Annotated in this window: 13 protein-coding genes and 1 pseudogene; 5 read left to right on the forward strand and 9 right to left on the reverse strand. The window is 31.6% G+C overall.

Annotated elements, in window-relative coordinates; genetic code table 11:
• Positions 1-93 precede the first annotated feature (93 nt).
• From AC1RYN_RS09280 to AC1RYN_RS09290, 3 genes are read right to left on the reverse strand one after another with little or no spacing between them, the layout of a single operon-like run.
• Positions 94-861 carry an MBL fold metallo-hydrolase gene (locus AC1RYN_RS09280; protein ID WP_481806744.1) on the reverse strand — a complete coding sequence of 256 codons (768 nt, stop codon included), beginning with the start codon at positions 859-861 and terminating at the stop codon, positions 94-96.
• 53 nt (positions 862-914) lie between these two features.
• Positions 915-1,598 (reverse strand): response regulator transcription factor, encoded by a 684-nt coding sequence (locus AC1RYN_RS09285; RefSeq protein ID WP_481806745.1) that lies wholly within the window; start codon positions 1,596-1,598, stop codon positions 915-917.
• A complete protein-coding gene (locus tag AC1RYN_RS09290) occupies positions 1,595-2,857 on the reverse strand; it encodes a sensor histidine kinase (RefSeq protein ID WP_481806746.1) in 1,263 nt (420 codons plus the stop codon). Before AC1RYN_RS09290 ends, AC1RYN_RS09285 begins: the two co-directional genes overlap by 4 nt.
• Positions 2,858-3,025: 168 nt before the next feature.
• Here AC1RYN_RS09290 and AC1RYN_RS09295 point away from each other — a divergent pair, with 168 nt between their 5' ends.
• Positions 3,026-3,433, forward strand: a complete 408-nt coding sequence (locus tag AC1RYN_RS09295) for a DUF1573 domain-containing protein (protein WP_481806747.1) — start codon at positions 3,026-3,028, stop codon at positions 3,431-3,433.
• A 102-nt stretch (positions 3,434-3,535) separates the two neighbouring features.
• Here the strand turns inward: AC1RYN_RS09295 and AC1RYN_RS09300 are convergent, their stop codons facing one another.
• Positions 3,536-4,039, reverse strand: a complete 504-nt coding sequence (locus AC1RYN_RS09300) for a C40 family peptidase (protein ID WP_481806748.1) — start codon at positions 4,037-4,039, stop codon at positions 3,536-3,538.
• A gap of 291 nt (positions 4,040-4,330) precedes the next feature.
• Between AC1RYN_RS09300 and AC1RYN_RS09305 the strand changes: the two genes are divergently transcribed.
• Positions 4,331-4,912: an HdeD family acid-resistance protein gene (locus tag AC1RYN_RS09305; RefSeq protein ID WP_481806749.1), complete on the forward strand. Its 582-nt coding sequence runs from the start codon at positions 4,331-4,333 to the stop codon at positions 4,910-4,912.
• A gap of 185 nt (positions 4,913-5,097) precedes the next feature.
• On the forward strand, positions 5,098-6,054 hold the full coding sequence (locus AC1RYN_RS09310) for an aldo/keto reductase (RefSeq protein ID WP_481806750.1): 957 nt from the start codon (positions 5,098-5,100) through the stop codon (positions 6,052-6,054).
• A gap of 133 nt (positions 6,055-6,187) precedes the next feature.
• Here the strand turns inward: AC1RYN_RS09310 and pepT are convergent, their stop codons facing one another.
• The 3 genes from pepT to AC1RYN_RS09325 all read right to left on the reverse strand — a co-directional run bounded on the left by pepT (position 6,188) and on the right by AC1RYN_RS09325 (position 8,637).
• Complete coding sequence (gene pepT / locus AC1RYN_RS09315; RefSeq protein WP_481806751.1) at positions 6,188-7,465, reverse strand: peptidase T; 1,278 nt, start codon at positions 7,463-7,465, stop codon at positions 6,188-6,190.
• Positions 7,466-7,590: 125 nt separating this feature from the next.
• Positions 7,591-8,304, reverse strand: coding sequence for a formylglycine-generating enzyme family protein (locus AC1RYN_RS09320; RefSeq protein ID WP_481806778.1), 714 nt, complete (start codon positions 8,302-8,304; stop codon positions 7,591-7,593).
• An 87-nt stretch (positions 8,305-8,391) separates the two neighbouring features.
• Positions 8,392-8,637, reverse strand: a complete 246-nt coding sequence (locus AC1RYN_RS09325) for a hypothetical protein (RefSeq protein WP_481806752.1) — start codon at positions 8,635-8,637, stop codon at positions 8,392-8,394.
• Positions 8,638-8,884: 247 nt separating this feature from the next.
• On the opposite strand from AC1RYN_RS09325, the pseudogene AC1RYN_RS09330 reads away from it, so the two are divergent.
• A pseudogene (locus tag AC1RYN_RS09330) lies at positions 8,885-9,907 on the forward strand (quinone-dependent dihydroorotate dehydrogenase).
• Here the strand turns inward: AC1RYN_RS09330 and AC1RYN_RS09335 are convergent.
• On the reverse strand, positions 9,893-10,606 hold the full coding sequence (locus AC1RYN_RS09335) for a DUF3307 domain-containing protein (protein WP_481806753.1): 714 nt from the start codon (positions 10,604-10,606) through the stop codon (positions 9,893-9,895). The pseudogene AC1RYN_RS09330 and the gene AC1RYN_RS09335 overlap by 15 nt on opposite strands.
• Positions 10,603-11,214, reverse strand: coding sequence for a hypothetical protein (locus AC1RYN_RS09340; protein ID WP_481806754.1), 612 nt, complete (start codon positions 11,212-11,214; stop codon positions 10,603-10,605). The genes AC1RYN_RS09335 and AC1RYN_RS09340 overlap by 4 nt, the downstream gene beginning before the upstream one ends.
• Before the next feature lie 270 nt (positions 11,215-11,484).
• Here AC1RYN_RS09340 and AC1RYN_RS09345 point away from each other — a divergent pair, with 270 nt between their 5' ends.
• Entirely contained in the window at positions 11,485-12,351 is an 867-nt protein-coding gene (locus AC1RYN_RS09345; RefSeq protein WP_481806755.1) for a hydroxymethylglutaryl-CoA lyase, read from the forward strand.
• The last annotated feature ends 74 nt before the right edge of the window (positions 12,352-12,425 follow it).

Raw genomic sequence — 12,425 nt, forward strand, 5'->3', positions numbered from 1 at the left:
TTGTGTCCTCTACTTGGTTCGTTACGTATTGCTAAGGTTAATACATCTGTTGTTAGGGAGGCAGCACCTTTAAGAGAATTTGGATTGTTGGTTTTATAAATACTCAACATATTCGCCATCATTAGGAACCGAAGTTTTTGCTAAAAGATTATTTGCCGTTAAAGCAAGTCTTAATTCTGCTCTGGTTGTTGGACAGTGATTTAAAGCTTCTAAATGGTTCGCGAATACTTTACCTGGTGCAAGTGCAATAAATTTTAAAATATCATTCATTCTCATCAATAATGGCTGTCCAAAATCTAATCGTGCAGTACCGCAGGCAATTGTTGCAATATCGGGTTTAAGCTCGGTTAATACTTTTTCTACATCTTCGGTAAGAATAGTATCAGAACTAATATAAATTGATTTTTCATTAAGAAGTTCAATATAAAAGCCCATCACATTTCCCATTAGTTTTGCAATAAAACCATACCCATGAACAGCAGGTATGCCTGTTATTTTTCCTCCTAAAAAGTTTTGTGGCTTCCAATAATCCAGAGTTTGAATAACGGTTAAGTTTCTTTTAATAAGAGCACTTTTATCTTTAATATTGCAAATGACGGGAATTGATTTTCTTCTTAAAAAAATCTCACCGGCTTTGTCCAGATGATCTGGGTGTAAATGTGTAATGATGCAATGTGTGACTTTGCTTAAAATATCTCTGCTGTTTTTTGGCAGATAGGTAAGCGGATTTCTTTTCGGTTTGTAGCGAAAAATACTAAACGGAGTAATAGTCTTTTTTTTGCCTAACATTGGGTCAATTAAAATAACATATTTCTCTGTTTCAACTACTAAAGTAGCATTACGTAAATGATGCAATCTCATATCTGGAATATTTGAATATTAAAAATACAAAATTCTATAAATTTAGACAAGAATTAGATGGTAAATCGGAAACCAATTCCGTGTAGGTTTTCTATAGAAATCCCCTGTTCGTTTACTAAAATTTTACGCAAACGCGAAATAAATACATCTAGGCTTCGACCCATAAAGTAATCATCATCTCCCCAAAGTGAAGTTAAAATTTGTTCTCTTTTTAAAACTGAATTTTTATTGTCAAGAAATAATTTCAATAACTCAGCTTCACGTTGTGTAAGACTGATTTTTTCATTTTCATTAAAAAGGATGAAGTTTTTAGTGTCAAAAAGGTATTTTCCAATTTTATAAACTGATTTATCTATAGAGTTATTTTTCTGCGAACGCTTTAAGAAGATTTCAATTTTTAGAAGCAATTCTTCAATGCTAAAAGGCTTTACGAGATAATCATCGGCACCCAAACGCAGTCCTTTTATTCTGTCTTCTTTTAGCGTTTTAGCAGAAAGGAAAATAATAGGAATATCGGAGTTGTTTTTTCTTATCTCGGTTGCGAGTTCAAATCCATCTATTTTGGGCATCATAATATCCAAAATACAAATGTCAAAATTACCGTTGTTAAAAGCTTCCAAACCTAATTCTCCGTCGCAACAATGTGTCACTTCGTAATTATTTTGTTCCAGATTATCTTTGGTAAGAAACCCTAAGGTTTCATCATCTTCGGTGTAAAGAATTTTGAAAATACTCATTTTTTATATGGAATTGATATGGTTATGGAAATCCCTTTTTTAGGATTGTTAGTAGCATTGATTTTCCATTGATGCAAGTTGCAAATCTTTTTTACATAATACAAGCCTAATCCAAAGCCATTTGACTGGGTGCTTTTTTCATTTGGAATTCTGTAAAACTTATCAAAAATAAAAGAAATGTTTTTGTTTGCAATTCCTATTCCGTTATCTATAAAAGCAATTTTTAATAATTGATTTTCAGTAGTTAAACGAATTATAATTTCAGGCTTGGTATCACAATATTTTATTGCATTATCAAGAAGGTTATAAACGATGTTTGTAAAATGAAAAACATCAGCAACTATAGTATAGTTTGCAGTGTCAGACTCAATTTTTATATCAGTATCCGGATATTTTAGTTTAATATTTTCTATGGTTTCCTCAATGGGAGGAATAATTGAAATGTTTTTTAGCTCTAATTCTAATGGGGTATAATCTGATTTTGCAATACTTAAAATTTTCTCTATATGATTATTTAATTTACCACTTTGGTTGATAATGATTTCAGTATATTTCTCCAGTTTCTTGTCTTCTTTGATCGGATTTTGTTTAATTAAATAATTTGAAGCAATTAAAATAGATGCCAAAGGGGTTTTGAACTCGTGTGTCATGTTATTAATAAAATCCCGCTGTAACTCGGAGTATTTTTTTTGCTGTAAAAGCATGAAAATCGAGTAGATATAAATTAGTAAAATGATAATAAGCATAATCGAAAGCACAAACCAAAATCGCATTGAGCTGAATATATAAGTAGTTTCATTAGGGAAACGTACAGCAAAGTAATAAACTAGATCTTTGTGTTTTGGAAAATGAACAGATTGTTTTCCTTTTGATTTTTTTGATAAAGAAATATAATCTCCATATATCATTTCATTGCTCTGGCAATTGTACATGGCGTATTCGAAATCAGTTGTAATATTCATTTTCTTGAATTCCGATTTTAAATAAAATTCTAAAATATCGGGTTCAAAATCATTTTCAATGTTTACAACATAATAGTCATTGGATATCTTTTGAATAGGACTTTGTGCAGGCAACTCGTTACTACTGCTTTCATGTAGTTTTTTTGCAACTTCAAGTAATGCAATATGTGTTTTCTGGTTTAGCTTCTTTTGTTCAAGGGTAAAAGCTTCTTTGGTCCATAGTAATTGCACGACTAATATGCCGATGATTGCTATAAAACCCAGAATAATAATGCTGTTGAGTCTATTTATTTTCACTTCAATACAATTTATAAGTTGTAATATTAATCAAAAATATCTTTAAAAATAGCGATTAACAAGTCGTTAACAAACATTTGAAATCGCTTAACAGCGTTTTATTTTTATCCGATTTACATTTGTAATGTTCAAAATGACAAACCAAATAATCATTTAAATTTTAGACTTATGAAAATTATCAGACCATTATTATTAGTATTAACTTTAGGGTTAATGTCTTTCTCAGCAGTCGCTCCAGTAGAATCAATGCTAGAAAAAACTGCAGCATTTGCTGGATCAATTACATGGAAAGCAGAAACTATTGACGTAGGGCAAATACCACTGAATGTTCCAAAAGAAATTGATTTTGAATTTAAAAACACAGGAAAAACAGCTGTAGTTATTACAAGTGTTCAGGGGTCTTGTGGTTGTACAGCAACAAATTATACAAAAGAACCGATTCTTCCTGGAAAATCAGCAAAGATTACAGCAACATATAATGCTGCTAACAAAGGCGCTTTTTCTAAAACTGTTACTGTAGTAACAAGTGCAGAAACAACACCAAAAGTGCTTACATTAAAAGGAATAGTTTTATAAAAGTAGTTAGTTATAATGTCTAGGCTCCAAACAGGTTAAATTGTTTGGAGTTTTTTTGTGCTTGTTTTGAAAGTTTAAAGTAAGGATTGATTGTTTTACTTTTTAAGGCAATACATTAATACATTTATAAAAACGATTACTATAATGATTGGAGTCTAATGCACTAATTGTTACGCTCTTTATTTTTCCAGATGAGGCATGTATGAATTTTGACTTCATGCCATTGGCTTCGCAAATAATTCCAAGATGACCTATGTTTTTTCGGTCTTTATAGCCATAAAAAACTAAAACATCCCCCACTTTAAAATCTTCAGGTGATTTTGCCTTGCCTATATTTTTATAAGCACCAGAACTTCGTGGTAAACTAATATCAAAATATTGAAAAACATAATTAACGAACCCAGAACAGTCAAAACCTTTTTTTGGGTTATTCCCAGCATATACATATGGTGTTCCCAGATATTGTTTAGAATAGGTAATAATAGCATCCCTGTCTATTATAGATTGTATTTCTTGAATTTGTTTTTTTGCAGTTTTTTCTTCTTTTTTGATTGTAAATGATGAAAATAGAATTGCAGCTGTAAATATATAAATAGTGAATTTCATTTTTTAAGTAGAGAAATGATTTAATTTATAAAGATATGTGGTTGTTCTTTAATATCAAAGGAATGCTTGAGCAAAGGATTGGAAAGCATTTTTAAATAGAATTGATGAAATTATTTAAGTAAATAATAGTGAGGTATTTATGAGTTAATTTTTATAAATAGGTGTTTTTGTTTCTTATCTTTGAGAGACTTCGTAATAAAACAGACCGAATATAGCTGTTTTATGATTGAGGGTGGTCATTAAAGGTAAGCTGAAAACTTTATAGAGTAAGCATGATTTTAAAATATATTTATGGAAAATTCTTTGTTTAAAAAAGTAAAAAAAGCTATTGATTATTGGTATATCCCATTATTAGTGGGAATACTTTTTGTTGGAATTGGAATTTGGTCTTTTATAACACCATTGGCAGCATATTTAACTCTTGCATTTCTCTTTAGTATTTCATTTCTGGGAAGTGGAATTTTTGAAGTCATTTTTGCACTTTCAAACAGAAAAAAAATCGATAATTGGGGTTGGACATTAGCTTCAGGAATTTTAGGATTAGTAGTAGGGATATTGCTAATTTCTAATCCATTAATTTCGATTACAATACTTCCGTTATATGTAGGATTTGTGATTTTATTCCGTTCTATCATGGCTATAGTTATTGCTTTTGATTTAAAGAGTTATGGAGTGCCAGATTGGGCAAATCTTTTGGTTTTAGGTATTCTGGGAATTATATTTTCATTCATATTATTATGGAACCCTATTTTCGCAGGACTTTCGTTGGTATATTGGACTGCTTTTGCTTTTATTGCAATTGGAGCTTTCTATATTTATTTTTCTTTCAAGCTAAAAAAAATACATGATATTTCTGAGAAGCTGCATGAATAATTAAATAAGATGATTTTATAAAGATTGTTTTTTTGGGTACTCAAAATCATAAAACGATAAATCGAAAGTATTTCAATTAGTATAAATTAATTGTATAATACTTTCGATTTCTTATTTTTACAGAAATAGAATTTATGTCCTGATTATGTTTAAATTCTTTAAATTTCAATCTTTAAATCAATAAAATGAAATACAACAGATGTGGGAAAAGCGGATTATTACTGCCACAAATTTCTTTAGGATTATGGCATAATTTCGGTTCAGTAGATAATTTTGAAAATGGTGAAAGTATTATTAAAGAAGCTTTTGATAAAGGAATAACACACTTTGATTTAGCCAATAATTATGGACCCGTTCCAGGTTCTGCTGAAGAAAATTTCGGGAAAATACTATGGCATAATTTTCAAGGAAACTTACGAGATCAAATTGTAGTTTCTACCAAGGCAGGTTATACGATGTGGGACGGACCTTATGGCGATTGGGGTTCTCGCAAATATTTATTATCAAGTTTGGATCAGAGTTTAAAACGTATGAAACTGGACTACGTAGATATTTTTTATTCTCATCGCTTTGACCCTGAAACACCTCTGGAAGAAACAATGATGGCTTTGGATTACGCTGTACGAAGTGGAAAAGCTTTATATGCAGGAATATCTAATTATAATGCAGAACAAACTAGAGAAGCAACTGCAATTTTGAAACAATTAGGAACGCCATGTTTAATCCATCAGGTTAAGTATTCTATGTTTGTTCGTGAAGCCGAAGCTGGTTTGCTAGATGTTCTTGAAGAAAAAGGAGTAGGTTGTATTGCATTTTCACCTCTGGCACAAGGGCTTTTAACGGACAAATATTTAAAAGGTATTCCAGAAAATTCTAGAGCTTCAAATCCAAATGGGCATTTACAGCTAGAAGAAGTGTCAGAACAAAAAGTACAAAAGATAATTGCCTTGAATGAAATTGCTCAAAACAGAAATCAATCTTTAGCACAAATGGCATTGGCTTGGTTGCTAAAAGACAATCGAATCACATCAGTTCTAATTGGTGCAAGTTCAGTAGGGCAGTTAAATAACAATATAGATAGTTTGCAAAATCTTGATTTCTCCCAAGAGGAATTAAAAGCGATTGAAGCCATTTTGAGGTAAGACTAATGTAGAAATGTATTATTCCTCATTTCTAAAAAAATGTAGATTTTTAAAAAAGAAATTAAAAAACAAAAATCCCAATCTAAATTTTTAGATTGGGATTTTTTATTCTTTTGGCTTAAGCCAAATAAAATTATTTCTTTTTTGTAGGTTTTACTGGTGCATCAAAAATACCTGGAATAGCAGTCATTTCAGCAATTTTAACAATAACATCAGTTGCTTTTTGCATACTTTCTACAGGAACATACTCATATTTTCCATGAAAGTTATGGCCACCTGCAAAAATATTAGGGCAAGGCAATCCTTTGTATGATAATTGAGAACCATCAGTTCCACCTCTAATAGGTTTTATTAATGGTTTTATGTTTAATTCTTTCATTGCTTTTTCTGCAATATCAACAATATGCTTTACAGGTAAAACCTTTTCTTTCATATTGTAGTATTGGTCATTTATTTCGGTAATTACGATTGGCTCTCCGAATTTTTTAGCAAACTTATGATTAATTTTTTTAGTGATTCTCTCAATCAATTTTTTACGTCTTTCGAATCTTTTTGCGCTGTGATCTCTAATGATAAGTTCAAGAACAGTTTCTTCGATGCTTCCAGTTATATGGTGTACGTGAAAAAAACCTTCATAACCTTTAGTTTCTTGAGGAGTTTCTCCTTTAGGCAGTTCGTTAATAAACTCATTAGCAATAAGCATTGAGTTAATCATTTTTCCTTTAGCATAACCGGGATGTACACTTTTACCTTTGAAAGTGATTTTTGCACCAGCAGCATTAAAGTTTTCATATTCAAGTTCTCCAATCTGACTTCCATCCATAGTGTAAGCCCATTCTGCACCAAACTTTTCTACATCAAAATGATGTGCACCACGACCAATTTCCTCATCAGGAGTAAATCCAACTCTAATTTTACCGTGTTTAATATCTGGATTTTTAATTAGGAATTCCATTGCAGATACAATTTCTGTAATTCCAGCTTTATCATCAGCGCCTAATAATGTAGTTCCGTCTGTTGTAATTAAAGTTTGCCCTTTATATTGTAATAAATCTTTGAAGTAATTTGGAGATAAAATAATATTTTGCTCTGCATTCAATACAATGTCTTTACCGTCATAGTTAGGAATGATTTGAGGTTTTACATTAGCTCCCGAAAAATCTGGAGAAGTGTCAAAGTGAGAAATAAAACCAATAGTTGGTACAGCATGCTCTACATTACTTGGTAAAGTAGCCATGATATAAGCTTTGTCATCTATACTAACATCCTGCATGCCTATGCTTTTTAGTTCTTCTGCTAATTTATTAGCAAGGTCCCATTGTTTAGCAGTACTTGGAGTGGTTTGTGAATTTGGATCAGACTCTGTATCAATTGTTACATAACTAATAAATCGATCTATAATATGTTGCATTTTTTTATTTTTTTTAGCAAATATAGACATTTTTTCTAGCTGTCTTATTTTAGATTAAAAACATCCTGATGTAAACAAAAAAGGATTTACATATGATAGAATCCTTTTCGTATTAATTTTATATTTTAAATACTTTTTACACATCTAAAACCTAGGTGGTTTGCAGGAGAGCGTACTTCTCCTCTTCCTCGGGTACCTACCATGTAGCGGGTACAATATTGATCAGTGCATAGAAAAGAGCCACCGCGCTGTACTTTTTTATGTAAGCCAAGTTCAGAAGGGTCATTGCTTATATCAGGCCCGTGTGGATTTATGATAGTTTTACCAGTTTCTGCTAATGATTTATAATAATCTACATCGTACCAATCATTGACCCATTCCCAAACATTTCCTGCCATATCGTATAATCCGTAGGCATTTGGAGCGTATTGCGCTGTTGGAGCAATTCCTTTAAATCCGTCTTCTCCAGTATCACCATCCTTAATAGGAAAATGACCTTGATATATGTTAGCCTGAAATTTTCCTTTAGGTTTTAAAGTGTTTCCCCATGCATATAGTTCTCCAGTTTTGCCACCTCTAGCTGCGAATTCCCACTCAGCTTCACTTGGAAGTCTTTTGTTAGCCCATTTTGCGTATGCAGCGGCATCTTCATAAGCAACTTGCACTACTGGGTATTTTTCTCTGCCTTTTATTGTGCTATTAGGGCCTTCAGGATGTCTCCAGTTAGTTCCGCCAATGTAAGTCCACCATTGTAAGAAGTTGTCTAAATTTACAAATGTAGAAGTAGGTGTAAATACTGCAGAACCTGCTATTAGATCCTCTTGGCAACTGAAGGGAATTCTTCTTTGGTAGGTTTTTGTTCAGCAATAGTAACATATCCAGTTGCTTTTACAAACTGCTCAAATTGTTCATTAGTAACTTCAGTTTTATCTCATCCAATACCCATCTACATATACTCGATGTATTGGAGCAGCATCTTTAGTAATGCCTTTTATACTGCATAGGCTTTCATCAGCAACATTACTTCCCATCGAGAAATTCTCCTGAATCCAAACCATACCTTTTGGAGCTTTAGATGGAGCTGCTTTTTTACTAATGATTGTAGGTTCAAATTTTGATTCAGATGAGATCATTTGAAGTTCATTGCAATCTAAGTGTTGAATTTTCTTCACTTGGTTTTGTTAAATTTGCGTAGCCAAAGCTTATAAATACAATTCCAGCAGTTATCATTCCAAATAACCAAATTTTCTTTTCTTTTTTCATTAATTCTATAGAATTTATATAGTTTTTGTTTTGGGAAATAAAAGTACAATAAAAAACTCAAAATGAATTAAATTAACAAACTGTTTTTTTACATAAATTGGGTTCATTTAAGCATATTATAATTAAATTTGCAACCACAAAAACAACAACACACTTATGTATAAATTGCTTATTCGTCCGATACTTTTTATGTTTGACCCAGAGGAAGTTCATTATTTTACTTTTTCATTTGTTAGATTTATTTCAAAAATACCAGGAGTTTCTTCGATTATAAAAGCGATTTATAAAGTAAATGATCCTCATTTAGAGCGAGAAGTTTTTGGAATAAAATTTAGTAATCCAGTTGGGCTTGCTGCAGGATTTGACAAAGATGCTAAATTATATAAAGAACTTTCGAATTTTGGTTTCGGATTTTATAGAAATAGGAACCGTAACACCAGTAGGACAAGAAGGAAATCCTAAAAAGAGATTGTTTCGATTAAAAGAAGACCGAGGCGATTATTAATCGAATGGGATTTAATAATGGTGGTGTTATCGAAGCGGTAGAGCGATTAAAACACAATAAAGGTGTTTTAATTGGAGGAAACATTGGTAAAAATAAAGTTACTCCAAATGAAAATGCAGTCGATGATTATATCATTTGCTTTGATGCTTTATTTAATTATGTTGACTATTTTGTAGTGAATGTAAGTTTCTCCAAATACGCCAAATTTAAGAGAGCTACAAGATAAAGAACCATTAACTCAGTTGTTGCAGACGTTACAGAATAAAAATTTAACGCATGCAAAACCAAAACCGATTTTGTTAAAAATCGCACCTGATTTAACCGATGAGCAATTACTGGATATTATTGATATTATTAAAACTACAAAAATTGCAGGTGTAATTGCAACCAATACTACAATTTCTAGAGAAGGATTGCAGTCAGAAAATAAAGAAGAGATGGGTGGTTTATCAGGGAAACCATTAACCCAAAGATCTACCGAAGTAATTCGTTTTCTTTCAGAAAGGAGCAATAAAGCATTCCCTATTATAGGAGTTGGCGGAATTCATACAGCTCAAGATGCTATCGAAAAACTAAATGCAGGAGCAAGTTTGGTTCAGTTATATACAGGTTTTATTTATGAAGGGCCAGCTTTGATAAAAGCTATTAATAAGGAGGTTTTAAAAAGTCTGTAATAGCATAACTTGAGCAATCAGACCGGTAAGTAATGCAATTCCAAAGCTTAAAAGAGTCCCTATAAGGACATATTCGGTTAATTTACGGTCTTTGGCTTCTTTTAAATCACCAAATCTGAAGATAGATTTTGCAGCTAATAGAAAACCAATGGCTTCAAAATGTCCTGTGATTATAAAACAAAAAACAAATAGACGTTCTAGTATGCCAATGTAATTTCCTGCATTGGCAAGAGAATTGTCATTTCTATTATTGTTTTCGGGAGTCCAAATAGAGATTAGGTTTCTAATGCAAATGGAAGTTGGTTTAGTTAAAAACAAAATACAAGTTAGAATAACCCAGAATTGGTTATTAAATCCAAGAAAATCTATTTTTTGCTGATTATATAAAAGTGCAATTGCAATTAAAACTATAAAATGCGCTATTTGGTCACCAATAAACCAAGCTCTTTTGGTAGGTGCTTTCTGAAAATAAAGCTTCAAAAAGTCGATAAATCCATGTGTAACCGTCAATAAAAGGGCGTACCATCCAAAGGATGATTCACCAACCAAAATCCAAGTTAAAATACCATGTAGAATAGCATGTATGTATAGATAAATGCTATTTTGTTTCTTAGTTTCTTTATCAATAACCCAAGAATTAGGTTGAAAAATAAAGTCTCCAAGCAGGTGTGCCAAAAATAATTTTACAAATAGTATCATAGAGTTAATTCTTTTATTTGCGACCTAAAATAAGAGTCTAAATCCATCATTAAATCAAATTGTGCACGTTTTTGTCTTCGACTTACAGCAGCTTGGTTGATCCCTATTTTTAATCCAATTTCTTCCTGTGATAATGTGGGATTCTGTATTGCAATTACTATAAATTCTGCAGCAGGTACTAACCAATTATCCATAAAAGTTAAGCTTAGGCGTAACATTAAATTGAGCTTTGTGTCAAAATCTGTATTTCCGGATTTTAATGCTAAAGTAGTTTTTTGCTTTTTTAATGTTTCAAAAAGTTCTCCAGAATGTATAAAGGCAGTTCCGTTGCTTTCGGATATTTTCTTAGCCTTATGTATTTTGTCTCCAAAACCAATGCTCATTCTGGCATCAAGTTTTAGGGTTCTCAAATATGCTTTTATTAATAAAGTTGATAATAAGGCATCCTCGGGATTCTTGATTTCTATCTGAAATTCATCACCACGATAAATTTCCCATTCACTTGGGTTCTTACCAAACTGAATAAAAAGTTTTTTTAAACCATCAATCCAATCTTTAGGTTTTAGCTGTCTAGAGCCAATAATATCTCCTGTGATTATACTTATCATATTCAAATATAATTAAAAATTAAATACTATTTTAGTTTCCATTTTTCTTGATTCAATAGTTTATCTGTTGGGTAATATGCTTTCGATTCGATAGAATTATCTTGAAAAGAAGGATGATAAAAAACATTACGAAGATAAGGAATAATATTTTTTATTACAATTTTATGTAATGTTTGTGATTATTACAATTTTGTGTAATAAAATAAACAAAGCGATATTTTTTATTTATATAAAAAAGACAGTAACTTAGCATTTAGAAATAGAGTCACTTTGAGTAAAGAAATTAAGATTATCGAATGTCCACGAGATGCCATGCAAGGCATTAAAACATTTATTCCTACTAAGAATAAGGTTTCTTATATCCAGTCTTTATTGCGAGTAGGCTTTGATACCATTGACTTTGGGAGTTTTGTCTCTCCAAAAGCAATACCTCAAATGCAAGATACTGCTGCCGTTTTGGCACAACTAGATTTGTCGCAGACAACTAGTAAATTACTGGCGATTATAGCAAATACACAAGGTGCAGAAATAGCTTCAGAGCACAAAGAAATTCAATATTTAGGTTTTCCTTTTTCGATTTCTGAGAATTTTCAAATGCGAAATACGCATAAAACAATAGCTGAGTCGATAATTACACTTCAGGAAATATTAGAAATAGCGGATAAAAAGAATAAGGAAGTTATAACTTATCTTTCGATGGGATTTGGAAATCCATACGGAGATCCTTGGAACGTGGAGATAGTTGGTGAATGGACAGAAAAGCTATCTAAAATGGGAGTAAAAACGCTCTCGCTTTCTGATACCGTAGGAAGTTCAACGCCAGATATTATAACCTATCTATTTTCGAATTTAATTGCGCAATACCCACAAATTGAGTTTGGTGCCCATTTACATACCACGCCTACTACTTGGTTTGAGAAAATTGATGCTGCTTTTCACGCAGGTTGCTATCGTTTTGATGGGGCAATTCAGGGTTTTGGAGGGTGTCCGATGGCAACAGATAAGTTAACGGGGAATATGCCAACAGAAAAAATGGTATCATATTTTACAGCACAAAAACAAAATACGAATATAAGAGCGATGAGTTTTGAAAGTGCTTATAATGAAGCTTCAAAGCTGTTTGGTGCTTATCATTAATTTTTTTTACAAAGAAATAATAAGTAAGAATCAAAATCCGTTGTTAGCATTATATTAAACTAAAATAATTTTGC

It is taken from the genome of Flavobacterium sp. TC780, from assembly GCF_056783245.1.